Origin of the sequence: Aminobacter sp. MDW-2, from assembly GCF_014250155.1 — a bacterium.
GTDB classification, from domain to species: Bacteria; Pseudomonadota; Alphaproteobacteria; order Rhizobiales; family Rhizobiaceae; genus Aminobacter; species Aminobacter ciceronei.
The window spans coordinates 4283494-4304862 of the sequence record NZ_CP060197.1; the positions used below are offsets into that span (position 1 = coordinate 4283494).

Below are 21369 nucleotides of genomic sequence, written 5' to 3' on the forward strand. Positions count from 1 at the left end.
AGAGTCGCTTGCGCGGATCGCCTAAGCCTCTTTCTTGGCCACCGCGACACGCAGCGACAGCTCGCGCAGCTGCTGCGGGGCGGCTTCCGACGGCGCGTTCATCAACAGATCCTGCGCCTGCTGGTTCATCGGGAACAAAGTCACTTCACGCAGGTTCTTGGCGCCGACGAGCAGCATGATGACGCGGTCGACGCCGGCAGCCATGCCGCCATGCGGCGGGGCACCGTACTGGAAGGCGCGGTAGAGGCCGCCGAACTGCTCCTCGACCTCCTCGCGCGTCTTGCCGGTCAGCTCGAACGCCTTGACCATCAGCTCGGGCAGCTGGTTGCGGATCGAACCGGAGGCGATTTCGAAGCCGTTGCAGACCATGTCGTACTGGTAGGCCTTGATGGTCAGCGGATCCTGGTTGTTCAGAGCATCCAGGCCGCCCTGCGGCATCGAGAACGGGTTATGGGCGAAATCGATCTTCTTTTCTTCTTCCAGCCATTCGTAGAACGGGAAGTCGATGATCCAGCACAGCTCGAAGCGATCGCGGTCGACGAGGTTCAGCTCCTCGCCGGCGCGGGTGCGGGCAGCACCAGCAAACGAGACGAACTTCTTGGGATCGCCGGCGACGAAGAAGGCAGCATCGCCGTCGGACAGGCCAAGCTGCTGGCGGATGGCTTCGGTGCGCTCCTCGCCGATGTTCTTGGCGATCGGGCCGGCGCCTTCGAGCTTGTCGCCTTCCTTGCGCCAGAAGATGTAGCCGAGACCCGGCTGGCCCTCGCCCTGCGCCCACGAGTTCATGCGGTCGCAGAAGGCGCGGCTGCCGCCTGTCCTGGCCGGGATCGCCCAGACCTCGACCTTCGGGTTCGAGGCGATCATGCCGGCGAACACCTTGAAGCCGGAGCCGTCGAAATGGCTGGTGACTTCCTGGATCTCGATCGGGTTGCGCAGGTCGGGCTTATCGGTGCCGTAGGTGCGCAGCGCGGTGTCATAGGGAATGCGGCGGAACTGTTGAGTGACCGGCTTGCCGTCGGCAAACTTCTCGAACACGCCGCGCATCACCGGTTCCATCGTGTTCCAGACGTCTTCCTGGGTCACGAAGCTCATTTCGAGGTCGAGCTGGTAGAATTCGCCCGGCAGGCGGTCAGCGCGCGGGTCTTCGTCGCGGAAGCAGGGCGCGATCTGGAAGTACCGGTCGAAGCCGGCGACCATCAGCAGCTGCTTGTACTGCTGCGGCGCCTGCGGCAGCGCGAAGAACTTGCCGGGATGGATGCGCGACGGCACCAGGAAGTCGCGCGCGCCTTCCGGCGACGAGGCCGTCAGGATCGGCGTCGAATATTCAGTGAAACCCTCGCCGGTCATGCGGTTGCGCATTTCGGCGATGATCTTGGTACGGGCGACGATGTTCTTGTGCAGCGTTTCGCGGCGCAGATCGAGGAAGCGGTACTTCAAGCGAATGTCTTCTGGATAGTCCGGCTCGCCGAACACCGGCAGCGGCAATTCCTTGGAGGCCGACAGAACCTCGATTTCCTGGGCAAAGACTTCGATCTCGCCGGTCGGCAGGTTGCCGTTGACGGCTTCCGCCATGCGCGCCTTGACCTCGCCGTCGACGCGGATGACCCACTCGCCGCGCACCGTTTCGGCGGCCTTGAAGGCGGGCGAATCGGGATCGGCGACGATCTGGGTCAGGCCGTAATGGTCGCGCAGGTCGATGAACAGCAGGCCGCCGTGATCTCGCACGCGATGCACCCAGCCGGACAGGCGAACGGCGGCGCCGACGTCGGATTTCCTCAATTGAGCGCAGGTGTGGCTGCGGTAACGATGCATGGCAAATTTTCCGGTTCAGGCTGTTTGGACGTCACGCCGGGGCGACAGCTGCGCCCGGGCCTAAAATTTGGCGCGAAAAGCGCATGGGTGCCCGGTTTTGTCAAGGTAAAGCGGTTTTAAGACCGCTCAGGCGCAGGGTCAAAACCGCTTCTTCAGCCAAACCCTGGAATGTCCGGCCGGGTAATCGTCGATGCGGCCGAACTCTTCATATCCCAATCGCTTGTAGAACTCCGGCGCCTGGAACGTATACGAATCGAGGTGAACGCCGATGCAGCCGCGCTGCCGTGCCACCTCCTCGGCCCGGGCAATCAGCCGCTGGCCAAGGCCCTCGCCGCGATGAGCGCTGCTGATCCACAGCCATTCGACGAACAGCCAGGTGTATTCGGACGACCCTTTGAGGCCGCCGGCGACCGAGCCATCCTTGCCATGGGAGACGATCCAGAGATCCTGGTCGTTGTGCGGACCGGCGGTGTCGAAATTATAGGCGTTCAGCCCCTCGCCGATGAAGCGGGCCGTTTCCTCGTCGATGCTGGTGCTCACTGTCAATGTCGTCATCGCGGCCTCGTCTGTCCCTCACAATCCAGCCAGCGGTCCACTTGTCAGGGATGAACCGGGCCGCGCGCACGCTAGACGCTGCCGCGGCAGCGACGTTGGCGCAGTCGACGGAATATGTCGCACCAGCGGCTGTCCGGCATTGACCGATCGGGCAAACTGTAGCCACCTCAGCTTTTGTACTGCGTTGCCTGATGTCCTCCATACGCCCCCTCATCCCGCTCCTGATCACCGCCGGCATCCTGTTGGGCGGCAACGGCCTGCAAAGCACCTTGATTGCGCTGCGCGGCGCACAGGAGGGATTTACTGCCTCGACCATCGGCCTGATGGGGACCTGCTATTTCGTCGGGTTCCTGCTCGGCTGCCTGTTCATCTCACGCATCATGAAGGCCGTCGGCCACGTCCGGGCTTTCGCGGCACTCGCCGCCATCGCCGCCTCGGCAACGCTGACTTTGGTTCTCGTCATCGACCCGGTGATGTGGTCAGTGATCCGCTTTGCCACCGGCTTCTGCTTCGCCGGACTGTTCACGGTCATGGAGAGCTGGCTCAATTCAGGCGTCTCCAACCACGACCGCGCCCGAATCCTGGCGATCTACCGCATCATCGACATCGGCTCGGTGACTGGCGCGCAGTTCATGATCCCGGTCTTCGGCGCCGGCGGCTTCACCATCTTCGCCATCATGTCGATCATGATCACACTGTCGTTGGTGCCGGTCTCGCTGGGCGACCGCTCCAATCCGACACCGCCCGAAGACGTCAAGCTCGACCTCAAACGCGCCTGGCAGATTTCGCCACTCGGCAGCATCGGCTGCATCTTCGTCGGCGTCACCAACAGCGCCTTCCGCACGCTGAGCCCGATCTATGCCGAGCAGATCGGCCTGTCGGTGACCGACGTCGTCACCTTCGTCAGTGTCGGCATCATCGGCGGCGCGCTGGTCCAGTACCCGCTCGGCTACATGTCCGACTTGTGGGACCGTCGCAAGGTGCTGCTCGTCACCACTGCCGGCGCCATGGCCTCCGCGCTGATGCTGGTCTTCCTCGCCGGCAATTCGCCGCTGGCCAACTTCGTCTTCGTCTTCATCTTCGGATCGTTCGCCATGCCGCTCTATTCGCTGTCGGCAGCACATGCCAACGACCGCGCCGAAAAAGGCGAATTCGTGCTGATCAACGCGGCACTGATGCTGTTCTATTCCGTCGGTGCCATCGCCGGCCCCTTCGTCGCCTCACTGGTGATGGAAAAGTTCGGCCCGCATTCGCTGTTCAGCTTCAGTGCGGCCGTCTATGTCGTGTTCGTCGCCGTCATCATCTACCGCATGGGCTCGCGATCGCCGGTGCCGGCCGGCCACCGCGGACGCTTCATCGCCCTGTTGAGGACGTCCCCGATCTTTGCCCGGCTTGCAGGCCGAAACAGCGCTGCAAACGGCAGCGATGAGGGCTAGACTCCGTGATCGGACGTGCAAGTGCTTGACGAAAGGGCGCTCGGCTGAAATGGAAAGACAACGCGTTCTGATAAAAGCAATATTATGCATGTAATAACGACCCAGGACGAACTCGAAACCGTCATAGCCGCTCTCGAAAAGTCCAACTTCGTCACGGTAGACACCGAGTTCATTCGCGAAACCACTTTCTGGCCCGAGCTCTGCCTGATCCAGATGGCAGCGCCCGGCGTTTCCGCACTGGTCGATCCCCTGGCGCCCGACCTCGACCTCAAGCCATTCTTCCGGCTGATGGCCAATGAGGCGGTGACCAAGGTTTTCCATGCCGCCCGCCAGGACATCGAAATCATCTTCCATCTCGGCGCACTGATCCCGCACCCGGTGTTCGACACCCAGGTCGCGGCCATGGTCTGCGGCTTCGGCGACAGCGTCTCCTACGAGCAGATCGTGCAGAAGATCACCGGCGGACGCATCGACAAGTCATCGCGCTTCACCGACTGGCGCCACCGCCCGCTGTCGGAAAAGCAGCTCGACTACGCGCTGGCCGACGTCACCCACCTGATCGACGTCTACAAGCATCTCGTCACCGAGCTCGAGCGCGAGAATCGCGCCCACTGGCTCAATGAAGAGATGGAGGTCCTGACCTCACGCGAGACCTACGACCCGCATCCCGAGGACGCCTGGAAGCGGCTTAAGATGCGGCTGCGCAAGCCGCAGGAACTGGCCATCGTGCAGGCAGTGGCTGCCTGGCGTGAGCGCGAGGCGCGCGAGCGCAACGTGCCGCGCGGCCGCGTGCTCAAGGACGACGCGATCTACGAAGTCGCCCAGCAGGCGCCGCGCGATGCAACCGCACTTGCCCGACTGCGCACCACGCCCAAGGGCTGGGAACGTTCGTCGTCGGCGACGGCGCTGCTCACCGTCGTCAACGCGGCGCTCGAAATTCCGCGCGACCAGATGCCCAAGCTGCCCAAGACATTCCAGCCGCCGGAGGGCTCCAGTGCCGCCTCCGAGCTGCTCAAGGTCCTGCTGCGGCTCGTCTCGGAGAAGGAAGGCGTTGCCCCCAAGGTGCTCGCTTCGGGCGACGATATCGACCGTATCGCCGCAGAAGGCGAAGCTGCCGACGTCCCTGCCCTGCAGGGCTGGCGCCGTTCGGTGTTCGGCGATGCAGCACTGAAGCTGGTGCGCGGTGAACTGGCCATCCGCTTCGACAAGCGCCGGATCTCGGTGTTCGAGGTCAACAGCTGAACGGCCTGTTCGGCGCGGTCAGACCGCGCCGGCAAGGTGCAGCGCAAACCAGATCCAGATCAGCGCGAGAAGCAGCGCGCCAAGAATGAAGGCCCTGCTGCGATACTTGACCCTGTTGGCGGTCAGGTGGAACCAGGCATGCGCATAGCGCGACGCCACGAACAGCCAGGCCAGCAACAGCGCCACATATGAAACGCCCGACGTCACATAGAGCGACAGGCAGGCGGCGTAGAGCAGCACCGGCAGTTCGAACTGGTTGATGATGTTGTTGGCGGCGGTGACGCTGGATTCAGGTTCGGTGGACCGCGTCTTGAACTGATTGATCCGCGCTTCGCCGGACCGGACAGCATTCCTGCGCCTGGCCGAAAGTACGGCATAGACGATGTAGACCAGCAGGACCTGGGCAAGCATGGGCCAGAAAATCGTGGCCTGGTTCATAAGCATCCCCTGAATAAAAGCAGATAATCACAAGAATATCCGTCACAACACTTCATCTTGATTAACGGAGAATTCACTGGCGCGGACGAGACTAGGGACGAAAAGCACAGTCCCATGATCGGCCAAACATGATGCTTCCCGCAACCGCCAATCGCTTTCAGCCGGCCCTTTCGGTCATCCAGCCCCACGAACGCACGATACGCGAGGATTGACGGCCACGAACCGCCGGGGGCAAAGGCACGTCACGGCTTGCTCGCCCGCTACCGAGTCTCCGAGCCGGTCGAATCCGAGAAGAAACAGAAATGCTCGATACGGCTCTAAGCCTGTCAGCCAGCCCTGTGGCTTCCAACGTCGGCCGAATTTGATCGGTTGCGCTTCGCCGCCAGGGCAAAGGCAGCGATGACGACAACCGGCACCGCCAGAAATGCGAACTTGGTCACGACAAGCGCCGAGGCCAGCGACATCGACCTTGAGCCGGCCGATGCCGGGTCGGACAGGATGCGCGCAACGACGATGTTCTGGGCATAGTCTGATATCATATAGGGCAGCACCAGGGTCAAAGCCGTGACCGAGCGCATGGTTTCGGACAAGCTCGAAAAACGCTTGAGACGCTCGCCTGATTTCAGCATCAGGCTGACCAAAGTGGCTGACAGCAGTGCCGGGAAGATCAGATCGAAGGTCAGATAGTGCCAGACGAGAATGATCTCGGCACCCGGCCGCCCCATGGCCGCGATCCAGGCAAAACCCTCGGCCTCGGAGAAACCGAGAAAACGCAGGTCGAGCGACGGCAGGCCGCCGCTCAGGCTGCGGAAATAGAGGAACTCCAGCATCGTCATGGCGGCGAAGACCGCCGCCGTGGCGACACATAATGCGGCCGCGTGGCGCCGCAGCCGCAGCACCATCAAATCACATGCCGCCCGGATAGTTCGGGCTTTCGCGGGTGATGGTCACGTCATGCGCGTGGCTCTCGCGCAGGCCGGCGTTGGAGATCCGCACGAAGGTGGCGCGCTCGCGGAAATCGGCCAGGGTGCGACCGCCGACATAACCCATGGCAGCCTTGAGGCCGCCGGCGAGCTGGTGCAGCACACCGCCGACCGGGCCCTTGTAGGGCACCTGGCCCTCGATGCCCTCAGGCACCAGCTTGAGCGTGTCGCGCACCTCGGCCTGGAAGTAGCGGTCGGCCGAGCCGCGCGCCATGGCGCCCACCGAGCCCATGCCGCGATAGGCCTTGAACGAGCGGCCCTGGTGCAGATAGACCTCGCCCGGGCTTTCCTCGGTGCCGGCAAGCAGCGAGCCGATCATCGCAGCGCCGGCGCCAGCGGCAAGCGCCTTGGCCAGATCGCCCGAATATTTGATGCCGCCGTCGGCAATGACGGTGACGCCGGACTTCTGGGCAGCCTCGACGGCCGACATGATGGCCGAAAGCTGCGGCACGCCGACGCCTGCGACGATGCGCGTGGTGCAGATCGAGCCTGGTCCGATACCGACCTTGACGGCGTCGGCACCTGCATCGATCAGCGCCTGGGCGCCGTCGGCGGTGGCGACGTTGCCGGCCATGATGCGGACCGAGTTGGAAATCTTCTTGGCGCGGGCAACTGCGTCGAGCACGCGCTGCGAATGGCCATGCGCTGTGTCGATGACGAGCAGGTCGACGCCGGCATCGATCAGCCGTTCGGCGCGCTCGAAGCCGTCATCGCCGACGCTGGTGGCCGCTGCCGCCCTGAGGCGTCCCTGCGCATCCTTGGAAGCGTTCGGGTTGAGCTGCGACTTCTCCATATCCTTGACGGTGATGAGGCCGACGCAATTGCCATGCTTGTCGACGACGAGCAGTTTTTCGATGCGGTGCTGGTGCAGCAGGCGCTTGGCTTCGTCCTGCTCGACCGTCTCCTTGACGGTGATCAGGTTCTCGCGGGTCATCAGCTCGTAGACCTTCTGCGCCGGGTCGGAGGCAAAACGCACGTCGCGGTTGGTCAGGATGCCGACCAGCCGGCCGGTCTGGTGACCGCCGGTGCCGCCATTCTCGACGACCGGAATGCCTGAAATGCCATGCGTGCGCATCAAGGTGAGCGCGTCGGCCAGCGTGGCATCCGGGCCGATGGTGACGGGATTGACCACCATGCCGGATTCGAACTTCTTGACCTGGCGGACCTGCTCGGCCTGTTCGACCGGGGTGAAGTTGCGGTGGATGACGCCGATGCCGCCGGCCTGGGCCATGGCAATCGCCAGCCGCGCCTCGGTCACTGTGTCCATGGCCGCCGAAATGATCGGCACGTTGAGGTCGATGTCGCCGGCAATGCGGGTGCTGATGTCGGTCTCGCCGGGCATGACCTCGGAATGGCCGGGCTGCAGCAGCACGTCGTCAAAGGTCAGCGCCAGAGCGCCGGTGGAGGATTCGATGATTTTTGCCATGGCCAACCTCGGAATGCGTGAAGGGACGCTGGAACCATTGGTATGCAGCGTCGACTCGTCTTTTCCCTTTCAGGATTGGCGGTGGCTGGTACCACGTCTTCGAAGCGATGAAAAGCGCATGATGACGGCCAATTGCACGCCGCGCAGATCGGCCGGCTTGCGCCCGGCACGACAAACATGGCGGCAAGGACGACAACGACTTCCTGTCGACACATCCGCCAACCTCGGAATGCATCGCCGAGACTATGCGTTATGCCCGCGAGGCCGGCACCTCGAAGTATCTGGCCCTGAATTGCAAAAGGCGCTGGCTACGGACATATCAAGGCATCCGTGATAACGCTCGGTTGCGGTCGAACCAGCGACCGCCTTGCGTCAGACTTCCTGCCCCCCGGACTTGCCCCGCGTGAACAGAACCACCCCGCTGATCCTTGCCGTCGCCCTGTTCATGGAGAACATGGATTCGACCGTCATCGCAACGTCCTTGCCGGCGATCGCCACCGACATCGGTACGAGCCCGATCGCGCTCAAGCTGGCGCTGACGGCCTATCTCGTCTCGCTCGCCATCTTCATCCCGATCAGCGCCTGGATGGCCGACCGCTTCGGCGCCAAGCTGGTCTTCCGCGTCGCCATCGGCGTGTTCATGCTGGGCTCGGTCGCCTGCGCCGTCTCTGGTTCCCTAGGCGAGTTCGTGCTGGCGCGCTTCCTGCAGGGCATGGGCGGATCGATGATGACGCCGGTGGCGCGCCTGGTGCTGGTGCGCACAACTGAGAAGAGCGGACTGGTGTCGGCCATGGCGACGCTGACCATCCCTGCCCTCATCGGCCCACTGATCGGCCCGCCGGTCGGCGGCTTCATCACCACCTTCTTTGCCTGGCATTGGATCTTCGTGATCAACATCCCGATCGGCGCGATCGGCATCTGGCTGTCCGGGCGTTTCCTGCCTGAAATCCCGCCCGAGCCGACACGCCCGCTCGACGTCACAGGCTTCTTCCTCTCGGCCATCGCCGCCTCGGGCATCGTCTTCGGCCTGTCGGTCGTCAGCCTGCCGGCATTGCCGCCGGTCGTTGGCGTCGTGACCATCGGCATCGGCGTGATCAGCGCCCTGCTCTATGTCAGGCACGCCAGGGGCAGGGATTACCCGCTGCTGCAGCTCAAGCTGTTTTCCAACCCGGTGTTCCGGACGGCCATTGCGGGCGGATCGCTGTTCCGCATCGGCGTCGGCGCGACACCCTTCCTTTTGCCGCTGCTGTTCCAGCTCGGCTTCGGGCTGACGCCGTTCCAGTCCGGCATGATCACCTTCGCAACCGCTGCGGGCGCGCTGACGATGAAATTCGTGGCGCCGCGCATCCTGCGCACTGTCGGCTTCCGCACCGTGCTTCTGGTCGCCTCGGGCTGCTCGGCTTGCCTGATCGCCGCCAACGGCTTTTTCACGGCCGAGACGCCTTACGTGCTGATCCTGTCGGTGCTGTTCCTCGCCGGCTTCCTGCGCTCGATGTTCTTCACCTCCACCAACGCTCTGGTGTTCGCCGATATCGAGCCGGCGCAGAGCGGCCAGGCAACGGCGATTTCGGCGGCCGCCCAGCAGATCACGGTGGCGCTCGGCGTTGCCGTCGGCGGCGGCGCGCTGGAGTTGTGGAGCGTGTTCACAGGCCAGGCCATCGGCGGCGCAGGCTTCACCTTCGCCTTCCTGGTCATCGCCGTCATCACGGCCCTGCCGATGCTTTTGTTCTCGCGGCTGGCGCCCGACGCCGGCAAGGCTATTTCAGGTCATGGCGGGCAGAGGCCCACAGTCGAAGAGCCGCAACAGCTATGACGGGTCGGGGGCAGCCCTACCCTTGAAGTCCTTGGCGAGCAAATAAAGCTCGGCCGATTCGTCGCGCGAGGCCGGCGGCTTGACGTGATGGACGCTGCGGAAATTCTGCTTGAGCAGGTTCAAGAGCTCGGCCTCAGTGCCGCCCTGGAAGGTCTTGGCCAGGAAGTGGCCGCCCGGCTTGAGCACCGAAATGGCAAAATCGGCGGCGACCTCGCACAGATGCATGGTGCGGATGTGGTCGGTGCGGCGGTGGCCCGTCGTCGGCGCCGCCATGTCGGAGAGCACGACGTCGGGGGCGCCGCCGAGCGTTTCCGAAAGCCGCTGCGGCGCGGCGTCATCCAGAAAATCCATCAGCAGCACGGGCGCACCGGGCACGGCATCCATTTCGAGATAGTCGATGCCGACGACATGCGGGTTCTCGGCGGTCGAGCCGGTGCGGGCCGCCGCCACCTGGCACCAGCCGCCGGGCGCGGCACCGAGATCGATGATCTTCATGCCGGGCTTGAGCAGATGATGCTTGTCGTCGATCTCGATCAGCTTGTAGGCCGCGCGCGAGCGGTAGCCGTCGGCTTTGGAGCGCTGGACATAAGGATCGTTCATGTGGCGCTCGAGCCAGCGGCGCGACGATTCCTTGAGGCCGCGCTTCTTCTTGATCTTGGTGCGCATCACGCGTGTCGCGCCTGCCGCCACCTCCGGCTTAGTCGGCTTCTTGGTCATCTCATTTGTCCGTTTCGCCAGTTGCGGCGCCACACGCCGTCATCGGCCATCAATTCGCTCAATATGCCTTCGCGCAAGCCCCTGTCGGCGACACGCAGCCTTTCCGACGGCCACACCGCGCGGATCGCCTCGAGAATGGCGCAGCCGGCGAGCACCAGGTCGGCCCGGTCGGCACCGATGCAGGGATTGGCGACGCGCTGCTGGAAATCCCAGCCGAGCACCTTTTCGACCATGCGGTCGACGCTTGAGCCGTCCATCCACAGGCCGTCGACGCGGCGACGGTCGTAGCGGTCGAGTTCGAGATGCACGCCGGCCAGCGTGGTCACCGTTCCAGACGTTCCGAGGAGGTGGAATTTCGGGCTGGAGACGATGTGGCTCAGGCGGTCGCGCCCGTCGAAGGCGCGCAGCCGCGTCGCGACATCCTCGACCATGGCGGCAAAGATCTCGCGCGTCACCGTGCGGCCGCCGAATCGCTCGGCGAGCGAGACGACGCCGACAGGCAGCGAGGTCCACGAGACGATATGATTCGCCAGGCGCGGCGAACGATGGCGCGAGACGTCGATCAGCGCGATCTCGGACGAGCCGCCGCCAATGTCGAACAGGACGACGCCGTCGGTGTCGCGCTCGACCAGCGAGCCGCAGCCGGAAACGGCAAGCCGCGCCTCGGTCTGACGGTCGATGATCTCGAGCTTGAGGCCCGCTTCGCGTTCGACGCGGTCGATGAACTCCGCCCCGTTCGCTGCCGTGCGGCAGGCTTCGGTGGCGATCAGCCGCGCCTGCCGGATCTTGCGGTTGCGCAGCTTGTCGCTGCAGACCTTGAGCGCCTCGACGGCGCGGTCCATCGCCGGCTGGCCCAGCCGCCCCGATGCCGACAGTCCCTCGCCCAGCCTGACGATGCGCGAGAAGGCATCGATGACACGGAACTGCCCGGGCCTGCCTGGTACGGCGACCAGCAAGCGGCAATTGTTGGTGCCGAGGTCGAGCGCGGCAAAGACCGGCAGCTCGGCCGTCGGCACGCGACGTGCCAGCTCGGCCTGATCCGGCCTGGGTGCGGGACCAGGTTTTGCCGGCGGCATGTTCGGCTTGAGTGCGGCCGGCGGGATCGCTGTTTCAGCCTGTCCGCCGCCGGCAACGGGTTGTGCGCCATCGCGCGCAAAAACCTTGCGCCCGCGCCGGCGCTTGCGCCTTTTCCGGGTCTTTGTCTTGTGTTGCGCAGCGTCCCCTTGGCCGTGACCGTTGACCGGTCGTGCGGCGGCCTGACGGCCCTTTTGAGATCGGCCGGCGCTGTGACGCGACGACCCATCCCGGGAGACACCCGCATCCGACGCGTCAGCGCCGGGCTCGCGGTCCTTCACCTTGCAACTTCCTTCTGGCGCCGCGCGAACCTTTCGGACGCTGCACGCGCATCTCATCTTGTGTTGCGGCCACAGTATCAGCGTGCGCGCCGATCACCAAGGCCGCCCGCGTCGTAATTTGCCGCCCGGCATGCCGGACGCGCCGGGCTTGCGCACAGAAAACCGCAGCTCGGGTTGAATAGCCGGCTTCGATGGGGCAAAGCTGGAACCCCACCCGGTCGTGCGAGCGGACGCATAGCCACAATACGAGGTATCGAAACGCCAGACCGAAAGGAGTGGGCAAGCGCAGCCGCATGAGAATCAAGGACTTTTTCTGGCCCGTCATCGGGCTCGGCGCCGTCGCCGTTTCTGCCTGGCTGCTCTACAATGAGTGGCGCGAAATCTCCATCAACGATGTCTGGAGCGGGCTCGCCGCCATCCCGCCGCATGGCTGGATCCTGTCGGCATTGAGCTCCGTCGTCGCTTATGCCGCGCTTGCCGGCTATGACCACATCGCCCTTCTGCACCTGCGCAAACGCGTGTCGTGGTTCTTCGTCACCGTCTGTTCCTTCACCACCTATGCGCTGTCGCACAATATCGGCGGCTCGGTGTTTTCGGGCGCCGTCATCCGCTATCGCGCCTATGCCAGCAAGGGGTTGAGCGGCCAGGACGTCGGCGTCCTTGTCGGCATCTGCTGGTTCACCTTCGTGCTGTCGAGCGTCTTTGTCGGCGCCGTGGTGATTCTGCTCGAGCCCGGCCTGCTCGACCGCTACACCGAAGGCAGCCATGAAGGCTGGTGGATCGCACTCGGCATTGCCATGCTCGTATCAGTCGCGGCTTACGTCTTCGGCAGCTGGCTGCATCTCAAGCCGCTCGCCATCCGCAACTTCCGCCTCTATTACCCGTCCCTGCCCATCGTCGCGCGCCAGCTGATCATCGGCCCGCTGGAGATCCTGGCAGCTGCTGCGATCATCTATTTCGCCCTGCCCACTGAGAACAATCCCGGCTACCTGATCGTGCTCGGCATCTTCCTGGTCTCGTTTGCGGTGGCGCAGGCATCACATGCGCCGGGCGGCCTTGGCGTGCTCGAAGTGGTGTTCCTCACCGGCCTGCCGGAAATGGATCCGGCGACAGTGCTTGCCGCGCTTTTGGTTTTCCGCCTGTTTTATCTCATCATTCCGCTCATTCTCGGCATCGTCGCCGTGCTTGGGTTCGAGCATTCGCAGTTCGGACGCAGCGGCAACACGGACAAGAGCTGAAAACCAAAATTGCCGCCGCCTGTGGGGTTGACTATTTCCCGGCGGCGGCTAAAAGGCGCGCACCGGCGGCGTTGAATAAACGTCGCGGCCGACACCAGATCGGCCTTGCTGGGGAATAGGTTAACGGTAGACCCACGGACTCTGACTCCGTTAGTCCTGGTTCGAATCCAGGTTCCCCAGCCAAATTTTCTCTAAAAGCCTTTAATCCCTAAATTCATTCCAGTACTGCCGGACCCCGTTTGGGTTGCTCACCAAAGCCTAATACCAATCCTCCCCCTTTATCTCCATCAGCATCTTGGGGGGCACTCCGCTGAGCCCGGCGACACGAGGCTTACACGGCTTTGCTGGAGGAATGCCCCGCCAGGCGCTTGTCTCACCCTGCACGCCATGGAGCGGCACCTTCCTTCCGCATAGTCAGCAGGCGGCCGTCTCGGCCGCTGGCAACTTCGCAGCCATGTACTTCGTGGCGCAGATTGCCTTCTGAGCGAGCTGATCTGGTTATGCCCGCGTGGACATCGTCCAACCCGCCTTGAACGCGACAGCATGTCTACTGCAAAGGAGATGTAGAGAGCCGAGAACGCCTAAGTTTGGTAAGTTGCAATCCGTGGCAAATACAATTTTGATCAAGCAATCTGGGATTATGTCGGCAGGTTCAAACGCTAAGCTGGCGTCCGCTGCCGGGTTTCGGGCTGGGGGAGCGATGTTCGGTTGGATTCGGAAGGCAAATGCCGTCAACGTGGCGACAGAAGCTTGCGTGCAACTGGTACGACTGAAGGAAATGGATGGCGGCATCCCGCCGGGGTTTTGGCGTGACCCCTATGTACTTGGATATTTTGGCGGGATGATCCGGGTGCTGGCTGCGTTCAGCTCCAACAGTAAACTCGCCGGCGAAGATTTGGGGAGAGTGATCACGAGCACGCTGGCGAAGCTGACAGGAGCTCGCGGCAGGGAGGTCGTACAGAATTACCTGACGGCGACGAGGGAGATGGACGACGATTTTAAGCTGGGCGTGCTCCACGCACAGAAGGTCATGATGATCCTGTACGGATCAAACCATTTCGACGATGATGCCGACGTCATCATCGCGAAACATGCATCAAAGTACATGGCGGATGCCGGTGCGATCGTCGGTGTAAAGCTGAGCGAGCAGGGGCAGATATCGAGCTATCTGACGCGGAAATACTTCCTCGACGGAGTCAAGCAACGGCTAGGCGCGACCTGAAGAGTTCAGCCGGTTGCCTATGATGCACCCTGCTGTGATCGGCTGTCTGTCGGCACCGAAGCGAGGCGATGCAATGCATTGGAGAGGCGATTGCCCGCCTGGCTGGCCCTGCCCCACGCCCGGCGCACCGCCCTCGTCCTGCTCCCGCACCTCACCGCGCGCGCAGCACGCTCGGCAGGATGCCGAAATGTTCCTTGAAGCTTTTCGAGAAGTAGGACGCCGAATCGAAGCCGCAGGCGATGGCGATGTCGGTGACCGACATGTCGGTCATTTCGATCAGCTGCCGGGCGCGACGGAGCTTGAGTCTGAGGTAATGCTGACGCGGCGTGGTCGACAGATGGCGCTCGAACAGGCGTTCGATCTGGCGCCTGGACAATGACACCTCGCGGGCGATGTCCTCAAGCGACAGCGGGTCCTCGATGTTCCGCTCCATCAGCTGCAGGATGCGCGACAGCTTCTTGCCGCCGCTGCCGAAACGCAAGCCGGGCAGCAGCGACTGGGCGCTCGCCCCGTCGCGCCAGCGGTCGGCGGCGAGATGCTGGCAGATGGTGCGCACCAGCTCGACGTCGCCATGCTGCCCCACCAGATCCATCGCCAGGTCGAAGCCGGCAAACGCGCCGGCGCAGGTGACGATGGAGCCGTCGCGGACAAACAGTGCATCGTCGATGGCAAGGCCGTAAAAGGTCTCGTACAGCGCCGCCATCTTGCCCCAGTGGATGGTGCAGCGGGCCTCGTCGAGCAGCCTGGCGTCGGCGAGCAGCCAGGTCGCGGTGCCCAAGGCATAGATCGGCACGGCGGCGCGGTGGATGCGGCGCAGGAAATTGCGCAGTTCGCAGGTAGCGTGCTGCTCGACGCCCTCGCCGGCGCAGACCAGCACGGCTGTGTGGCGGCACGCGGTGACCGCCGCCTCCTCGGCAAAGATATTGCCGGCCACGTCAAGCGCCATGCCGCTGGCGCAGACCACCTGACAGCCGTCGAGGCTTGCCAGCTGCCAGCGGAACAGCTCCCTGCCCGACAATGAATTGGCGAGCCTGAGCGGCTCGATCATCGATGCCAGGCAGAGCTGCGAGAAACCGGGCAAGAGCAGGATCTGGAAGCTCGACACCTCGGATGTCGTGGACGCGCCGGAGGAGAGAGCCCGTGCGGCGCGTGGCCGGGCTTCAGGATCAAACGATGCGGGCCTGTGAGCGATGTTCACGTGCCTCTCCTCCCGAGGTCGTTATGTGCCGTCGTCAACCTTTCGAGCGGCGGATTTCGATGAACGGCAAGGAGACAACAGTGGCCGGGACCCGCCCGATGGCCGCACCCTCGTCGTCCTTCAGCTCGACATCGACAACCGTGCCCGGTGACGACAGCTCGGCGGGCAGGAAAGCGAAGCTGATGGCGCGCTTCAGCGTCGGGCTGAAGGCAAGGCTCGAGGCGCGGCCCACCGGTTTGCCGGCGTGGGAGGTACCCTTGTGGAAGATGGGCATCGAGCCCCAATACACCCGGGACAGTGCGGTGCCGCAAGCGCTGTTTTCGGCAGCCGCGGTGACGATCGCGCTGGCGTCATAGTGCAACCCGACGAAGCGCCGCCCCGGCTCGGCCGCGGCGGCCTGAAGCGCCTGCTTGCCGACAAAATCGCTGCCGAAATCGATCAGCCGCCCAAGGCCGGCCTCGATCGGCGTGATGTTCAATTCGTCTGTGACGTCGACGCGCGCGGTGCGGGGATCGGGACCGGCGCCGTTGTAATCGGCCGAGACCAGGATCAGGCCGGCCTCGATGCGGGCGACGTCAACGGCATATTCGCCCGCCGGCAAAACGCCGAATGGCTGGCCGACGGCCTGGAGTTCTTGCCAGACTGCGGCACCCGCTGCCCTCGGCACCCAGAGCTCGAAGCCGAGTTCGCCGGTGAAGCCCTGCCGGGCAACAAGAATGTCATGGCCGGCAATGGCGGCGCGCCCGATCTGCGAAAATTTGAGGCCGGACCAGTCGCGGCCGGTCGCCGCCTGCATCAGGTCGAAGGCGCGCGGCCCCTGCAGCGAGAGGATGCCATAGTCGTCGGAGGCGTTGCGGATCGTAACCTGCAGGCCGCCGGCCTGACTGGCAAACCATGCGTGGCTTGTTTCACCCGAGACGATGAACCAGTCGTCCGCGAGGCGGAAAACCAGGCCGTCGCCGACCAGAAGGCCGTCGCGGTTGCACCATGGCGCATACATCACGTGGTCGACCGCGAGCCGCGTCATGTCGCGGGTCATCAGCCGGTCGACGAGGCGATGCGCGTCGGGGCCACGCAGCTCCATCTTGGGCAGCGGCGACATGTCGATCATGGCTACCGCGTTGCGGATCGCCGCCAGTTCCTGCGGCATGCTCGTATAGACGTCGGGGACGATGTATTTGTCCCACTGATACCACCAGGTGGTCCGCATCTCGGCGCTCGTCGCAGCATGGAACGGTGTGCCGTTGCCTGCCAGTTCAGCCTTGTCCTGCACTGTCTTTCTCCTCCTGACGTGAGTGTCTTGACTGTGCAGCCAGCGGGGCGCGGAGAGAATACCGCGCCAACGGCAATGCATATCCCTGATTAAAGCCGGGATGGAATTTATCCAACAGCGATCTTACTATGCTTTACCTGAACAAAGCAGAGGGTGTGCTGGCATGGACTCCATCGTCGACGTCGGCCACGGTTTCGCCTTCGGCGAGGCGACCTATTCCCGCGGCGGCGTCTATGGACCTTTGTCGAGGCAGTATGTCAGCCTGATCTTCGTCCATGAGGGGTTGATCAGGGTCACCTGCGACGACGAGAAAACGACCCTTGCGGGTGGCCAAGCCGCCTTCTTCAAGAATGACCGCCTGTTCCTGATCGAGATGGAACGCGACATCCTGCACCGGGTGGGATGGTGCGAAGGCGTACCCGGCAAGATCTGGGCAAGCGGGCCCTCGCCGCTCGCCGGCGCCTCGCCTGTCGTCGCTCTGACCGAAAGACTGGCCGCTTTGCTGCGCATCGGCGTCGAGCTCGGCTTTTCCTCGAGCACCGGCCTCAACGACGTGCGCAATGCCGTTGGCTACGCGCTCTACACCGCCTTCTTCCATGAGGCGCGGCTCAGCGAACGCGACCGCTTCGTTCCCAGGCAGATCCTCAGGGTGAAGCGACACATGGATGAAAACATAGACAAGGACATCACCGGCGGCGCGCTCGCGGCCATCGCCAACCTGTCGCCGCAACAGCTGATCTCATCGTTCCGCAAGCACCTTGGCGTCACGCCGATGCGCTATCTCTGGCAGATGCGGGCCAATCGCGGCCGGGCCCTGCTGCTGCAAAGCGGCCTGTCGGTTTCCGAGATCGCCTATCAGTGCGGCTACAAGAACCCGTTTCATTTCTCGCGTCATATCAGGCAGAATTTTGCGATGACGCCGACCGAAATCCGCGCGAACAAAGGCTATCGCGCTCCCAGCGACGTGCTGGAGAACCCGGGCAATACGGCGTTCTGACCATCATAACGAAACAGGCGACATGCCGGCCGCATGTCGCCTGTTGAAGATGCCGGTGGAAGCGACAACCCTCGGGTCATTCCCTGGCGTAGGGGATGCCGAGCCTCGCCGGCTGGCCCGAGCGGAAGCGCAGGCCCATCAAGAGGCCGATCGAGGCGAGATAGGGCAGCGCGAGCAGCAGCTGGTGCGGAACCTGGGCGCCGACCACCTGCAGGTGGGTGGCGAGCGACTCCAGGAAAGCGAAAGCCGTCACCGCGATCAGAACGCCCCTTGGCCGCCAATTGCCGGCGATGAGCGCGACGATGACGATCCAGCCGCGACCGGCGGTGAAATCGGCCAGGAAGCGGTCGGAAAAGCCGAGCATGAGGAAGCCGCCGCCCAGCCCGGTCATCGCACTTCCCAGCATGACGGCCAGATATTGCCGGGCCGAAACGCTTAGGCCCTTGACGTCGAGCGCCTTGGGATTTTCGCCGAGGCAGCGCAGTTCGAGGCCGTAGCGGCTGCGATAGAGCAGGAACCAGACCACCGGTACGACCAGCAGGGCGACATAGGTGAGCGCCCGCTGCGAAAACAGCACCGGGCCGATGACGGGAATGTCGGACAGAAGCGGGATGTCGACGTCCTGGAAGCCCGAAAAGATCGGCTGGGCGCGGCCCTGGATGTAACTCTGGAACCAGTAGAGCGTGAGCCCACCGGCCAGAAGGTTGAGGCCGAGACCGGCGATGAAATGGTCGACGCGCAGGGTCGCGGTCATGAAGGCGATGACGAGGCCCATCAAGGCGCCGGCAACGATTGCCGCAAGTACCGCCAGCCATAACGAACCGGTCAGCGTGGCCACCAGATAGGCGGCAAAGGCGCCCGTCAGCATCGTGCCCTCGACGCCCATGTTCCAGATGCCGGCGCGCTGGGTGATCAGCTCGCCCATCGCCGAAAACAGCAAAGGCGTCATGATACGGATGGTCGAGGCGAGGATGCTGATGATGATCGCTTCCTGGAACAGCTGGCTCATTGGACGGCAACCTTCATGACGATGCGATAACGCGCCAGCACACCGGCGCAGAGGAAGAAGAACAAGGTGATGCCTTGCATTGCCGGGACCAGCGAAGCCGGCACGTCGCCGAGCACCCGCATATAGACGGCGCCGCTCGCCAGGCCGCCGAAGAACAGCCCGGCAAAGACGGTTCCGATCGGGCTCAGGCCGCCGATCATGCCGACGATGATGCCGGCATAACCAAGGCCGATGAGATTGTCGGCGCGCAGGCGGTGAGAAACGCCGAAAAGCTCGATGGCGCCGGCAAGGGCGGCAAGTGCTGCACTCGCCATCATGATCACGCTCACCGTTCGGGCGATGTTGACGCCCTTGTGGCGCAAGGCCTCGGGATTGTAGCCCAGGCCGCGGATCTCATAGCCCAAAGGCGTGCGCGACATGACCAGCGCGCAGATGGCGGCAGCGAGGAAGGGCAAAAGCACCCCGGCATGCAGTCGGCTGCTGCCGAACAGCGCTGGCAGGAAGGCCGTATCCGGCAGCATCGGCGACTGGTGGTAGGAGATCGTGCCGCCCGTCTCGCCCCAGGGGCCGCCCTGCAGCAGCCATGACAGCAGGTAGACGACGAGATAATTGAGCATGACCGTCGAGATGATCTCGTTGACGGCAAAGCGGTTGCGCAGCACCGCAGCGATCCAGCCGAGCCCCATGCCGGCCGCCATGCCAAGTGCGAGCACGCCGGGGAAAAACAGCAGCGGCGGCAGGCCGGCAAGCAATTGCGCGCCGAGATAGCCGCCCATCGCCCCGGCAAAGACCTGCCCTTCCTGGCCAATGCTCCAGATCTGGGCGCGGAAGGCGATGACAGTCGCAAGGCCTGTCAGGATCAGCGGTGTTGCCTTGACCAGCGTCGTTGCCAGCGCCTTGGGCGAGCCGACAGAGCCTTGCAGCAATGCGCCGAAGACATCAGGCACATTGGCGCCCGTCGACGCGATCAATACGGCCGAAGCCGCCAGGCCGGCGACAATGGCCATGATGAAGGACGACAGCGTCCAGAGCGCATTCGCCTCCATCCTGCGTTCGAAGACGATCATGCCGAAACCCTTTCCTTGCTGGCCGCAATGTCCCCACGGCGGCCGGCCATCATCACGCCGACCTCGGCGACCGTGACCTTCCTGGGGTCGACGATGCCCATGATCTCGCCCTTGAACATCACCGCGATGCGGTCGGCGAGGCTGAACAGATCGCTGAGCTCCTCCGAGGCCAGCACGATGGCAAAGCCCTCGGCGCGCTTCTTCAGGAGTTGCGTCTGCACATATTCGATGACGCCGACGTCGAGGCCGCGCGTCGGCTGGTTGGCGAGCACCAGGCCCGAGGCATGCAGGAACTCGCGGGCGATGATGATCTTCTGGGCGTTGCCGCCTGAGAGTTTTCCGGCCGACACATGCTCGTCGCGCGTGGTGATCTGGTATTCGCCGATCATCTCCCGCGCCAGGCCGGTGATCGCCTCGCGGTCCATCAGCGGGCCGTTGCAGTATTTCGGGCTGCGCTGCCAGCCGAGCACGACGTTCTCGGCGACGCTGAACTCGGGAACCAGTCCTTCGCGGAAACGGTCGTCGGGAATGTGGCCGACGCCGCGGTCCATCATCGCCCGCGGCGACATGCCGGCCACCTCCTCGCCCTTGAAGCGGATCGAACCGGCGGCGGGCCTGCGCACGCCGCAAAGCACCTCGAACAGTTCCTTCTGGCCGTTGCCGGCAACACCGGCAATGCCGAGAATCTCATGCTGCGCGACCGAGAAGGAGACGTCCTTCAGCACCGCATCGCCCCAGAAGCCGCGCGCCGACAGGCCCTCAACGGCGAGGATGGTTTCGCCGGGAGCCAGTTCGGGCTTGGTGACAGTGAAGGAGACGTCGCGGCCGACCATCAGCCTGGCCAGCTCGTCGGGCGTGGTGGCGGGCGTGTCGAGCGTCGCCACCACCCTGCCCTTGCGCAGCACCGTGACCCGGTCCGACTGCATCACCTCGACCAGCTTGTGGGTGATCAGGATGATCGACATGCCGCGGGCGCACATCTTGCGGACGATGTCGAACAGCACCTTCGACTCGCCCGGCGTCAGCACCGCCGTGGGTTCGTCGAGGATCAGGATCTGCGCATCGAGATACAGGGCCTTCAGGATTTCGACCCATTGCTGGCGCCCGACAGGCAGCTCCCAGACATAGGCGTCGAGGTCGAGATCGATGCCGTAGCCGTCGCAGATGCCCCTCAGCTTCTGGCGCGCCTCGGCGGCGTTCAGCCGCCAGCCCGAGCGCTGCGTGCCGACGATGATGTTTTCGAGCACGGTGAATTCGGGAACGAGCACGAAATGCTGGTGCACCATGCCGATGCCGTGACGGATGGCGTCCATCGGCGAGGCAATCTGCACAGGCTGATCGCGCAGCAGGATCTCGCCCTTGTCAGGTCGGTAGAAGCCGAAGATGCAGGACGAAAGCGTCGACTTGCCGGCGCCATTCTCGCCGAACAGGCAATGGATCTCGCCGCGGCGCAGGTCGAAGTCGACATCGTCGTTGGCGGTGACCCCGGCGAACCGCTTGGTCAGGCCTTCGACACGCAAGGCAGTGGACATGGGAGGCACCCAATTTCGAGTGAGCGAGGGCCGCGGCAGGCGGAAGCGCCCGTCGC

General features: G+C 64.0%; 18 protein-coding genes and 1 tRNA gene. 7 read left to right on the top strand and 12 right to left on the bottom strand.

Annotated features, from left to right (window positions below; translation table 11 throughout):
- Positions 1–21: 21 nt before the first annotated feature.
- Together aspS and H5P29_RS21200 are read right to left on the bottom strand one after the other, a co-directional pair.
- Entirely contained in the window at positions 22–1812 is a 1791-nt protein-coding gene (gene aspS / locus H5P29_RS21195) for an aspartate--tRNA ligase (RefSeq protein ID WP_154385587.1), read from the bottom strand.
- A gap of 138 nt (positions 1813–1950) precedes the next feature.
- Positions 1951–2367, bottom strand: a complete 417-nt coding sequence (locus H5P29_RS21200) for an N-acetyltransferase (protein WP_067963030.1) — start codon at positions 2365–2367, stop codon at positions 1951–1953.
- A gap of 191 nt (positions 2368–2558) precedes the next feature.
- Between H5P29_RS21200 and H5P29_RS21205 the strand changes: the two genes are divergently transcribed.
- Both H5P29_RS21205 and rnd read left to right on the top strand, forming a co-directional pair.
- Entirely contained in the window at positions 2559–3803 is a 1245-nt protein-coding gene (locus H5P29_RS21205; protein ID WP_067963033.1) for an MFS transporter, read from the top strand.
- 84 nt (positions 3804–3887) lie between these two features.
- On the top strand, positions 3888–5045 hold the full coding sequence (rnd, locus tag H5P29_RS21210; protein WP_067963036.1) for a ribonuclease D: 1158 nt from the start codon (positions 3888–3890) through the stop codon (positions 5043–5045).
- Between the two features lie 18 nt (positions 5046–5063).
- On the opposite strand, the gene H5P29_RS21215 is transcribed toward rnd, so the two are convergent.
- The 3 genes from H5P29_RS21215 to guaB form a co-directional block, all read right to left on the bottom strand.
- The gene (locus H5P29_RS21215; RefSeq protein WP_154385588.1) at positions 5064–5483 is read right to left on the bottom strand and encodes an MAPEG family protein; all 420 of its coding nucleotides are present in this window, start codon (positions 5481–5483) and stop codon (positions 5064–5066) included.
- Positions 5484–5809: 326 nt separating this feature from the next.
- On the bottom strand, positions 5810–6385 hold the full coding sequence (locus H5P29_RS21220; protein ID WP_067966717.1) for a hypothetical protein: 576 nt from the start codon (positions 6383–6385) through the stop codon (positions 5810–5812).
- 4 nt (positions 6386–6389) lie between these two features.
- Positions 6390–7892 carry an IMP dehydrogenase gene (guaB, locus tag H5P29_RS21225; RefSeq protein WP_067963042.1) on the bottom strand — a complete coding sequence of 501 codons (1503 nt, stop codon included), beginning with the start codon at positions 7890–7892 and terminating at the stop codon, positions 6390–6392.
- Positions 7893–8295: 403 nt separating this feature from the next.
- Between guaB and H5P29_RS21230 the strand changes: the two genes are divergently transcribed.
- Complete coding sequence (locus tag H5P29_RS21230; RefSeq protein WP_185910155.1) at positions 8296–9705, top strand: MFS transporter; 1410 nt, start codon at positions 8296–8298, stop codon at positions 9703–9705.
- Here the strand turns inward: H5P29_RS21230 and H5P29_RS21235 are convergent.
- On the bottom strand, positions 9700–10422 hold the full coding sequence (locus tag H5P29_RS21235) for an RlmE family RNA methyltransferase (RefSeq protein WP_154385590.1): 723 nt from the start codon (positions 10420–10422) through the stop codon (positions 9700–9702). The two genes, H5P29_RS21230 and H5P29_RS21235, sit on opposite strands and share 6 nt — an antisense overlap.
- Positions 10419–11777, bottom strand: a complete 1359-nt coding sequence (locus H5P29_RS21240) for a Ppx/GppA phosphatase family protein (protein WP_067963050.1) — start codon at positions 11775–11777, stop codon at positions 10419–10421. Before H5P29_RS21240 ends, H5P29_RS21235 begins: the two co-directional genes overlap by 4 nt.
- A 293-nt stretch (positions 11778–12070) precedes the next feature.
- Between H5P29_RS21240 and H5P29_RS21245 the strand changes: the two genes are divergently transcribed.
- From H5P29_RS21245 to H5P29_RS21255, 3 genes are all read left to right on the top strand, one after another.
- Positions 12071–13015: a YbhN family protein gene (locus H5P29_RS21245; protein WP_154385592.1), complete on the top strand. Its 945-nt coding sequence runs from the start codon at positions 12071–12073 to the stop codon at positions 13013–13015.
- 109 nt (positions 13016–13124) lie between these two features.
- A tRNA-Gln gene (locus H5P29_RS21250) sits at positions 13125–13198 on the top strand.
- A gap of 517 nt (positions 13199–13715) precedes the next feature.
- Positions 13716–14237 carry a hypothetical protein gene (locus tag H5P29_RS21255; protein WP_154385593.1) on the top strand — a complete coding sequence of 174 codons (522 nt, stop codon included), beginning with the start codon at positions 13716–13718 and terminating at the stop codon, positions 14235–14237.
- A 151-nt stretch (positions 14238–14388) separates the two neighbouring features.
- Here the strand turns inward: H5P29_RS21255 and H5P29_RS21260 are convergent, their stop codons facing one another.
- Entirely contained in the window at positions 14389–15435 is a 1047-nt protein-coding gene (locus tag H5P29_RS21260) for a GlxA family transcriptional regulator (RefSeq protein ID WP_154385594.1), read from the bottom strand.
- A gap of 34 nt (positions 15436–15469) precedes the next feature.
- The gene (locus H5P29_RS21265) at positions 15470–16708 is read right to left on the bottom strand and encodes an aminomethyltransferase family protein (protein ID WP_185910156.1); all 1239 of its coding nucleotides are present in this window, start codon (positions 16706–16708) and stop codon (positions 15470–15472) included.
- A 163-nt stretch (positions 16709–16871) separates the two neighbouring features.
- Here H5P29_RS21265 and H5P29_RS21270 point away from each other — a divergent pair, with 163 nt between their 5' ends.
- Positions 16872–17705 (top strand): helix-turn-helix domain-containing protein, encoded by an 834-nt coding sequence (locus H5P29_RS21270; RefSeq protein ID WP_067963062.1) that lies wholly within the window; start codon positions 16872–16874, stop codon positions 17703–17705.
- A gap of 76 nt (positions 17706–17781) precedes the next feature.
- On the opposite strand, the gene H5P29_RS21275 is transcribed toward H5P29_RS21270, so the two are convergent.
- From H5P29_RS21275 to H5P29_RS21285, 3 genes are read right to left on the bottom strand one after another with little or no spacing between them, the layout of a single operon-like run.
- Complete coding sequence (locus H5P29_RS21275; protein ID WP_067963064.1) at positions 17782–18714, bottom strand: ABC transporter permease; 933 nt, start codon at positions 18712–18714, stop codon at positions 17782–17784.
- Positions 18711–19781, bottom strand: a complete 1071-nt coding sequence (locus H5P29_RS21280) for an ABC transporter permease (protein ID WP_154385596.1) — start codon at positions 19779–19781, stop codon at positions 18711–18713. Before H5P29_RS21280 ends, H5P29_RS21275 begins: the two co-directional genes overlap by 4 nt.
- A complete protein-coding gene (locus H5P29_RS21285; protein WP_067963069.1) occupies positions 19778–21313 on the bottom strand; it encodes an ABC transporter ATP-binding protein in 1536 nt (511 codons plus the stop codon). The genes H5P29_RS21280 and H5P29_RS21285 overlap by 4 nt, the downstream gene beginning before the upstream one ends.
- Positions 21314–21369: the final 56 nt, after the last annotated feature.